The sequence below is a fragment of the Pseudomonas sp. URMO17WK12:I11 genome (assembly GCF_007677725.1).
In the GTDB taxonomy this organism is placed as follows: domain Bacteria; phylum Pseudomonadota; class Gammaproteobacteria; order Pseudomonadales; family Pseudomonadaceae; genus Aquipseudomonas.
Genome location: NZ_VEDF01000081.1, coordinates 1 through 215, shown reverse-complemented (window position 1 = coordinate 215; position 215 = coordinate 1). Strand labels below are relative to the sequence as shown.

The following is a 215-nucleotide window of genomic DNA, read 5'->3' as shown; positions in this document are numbered from 1 at the left end:
GCCACGCCATCTGTGTTGGAAGGCGGCACCATCGTCTACACCGCCAGCGTCGGCGCGCCAGTAACTGGCAGTCCGGTGGTGGTGACTTTGGCCAATGGCCAAACCATCACCATTCCAGTTGGCCAGAATTCAGGCACCGCGACTGGAGCCGTTTCCAACGACGTGTACCAAGGACATGATGCTGTTACAAACAGCATTACTGCCGTTGGCGGCGG

General features: G+C 59.1%; 1 protein-coding gene. It reads left to right on the top strand.

Annotation, left to right across the window (positions count from 1 at the left end):
* Positions 1-215 (top strand): immunoglobulin-like domain-containing protein (locus FS665_RS23290; protein ID WP_145193682.1); only part of this gene is annotated, 215 nt, incomplete at both ends.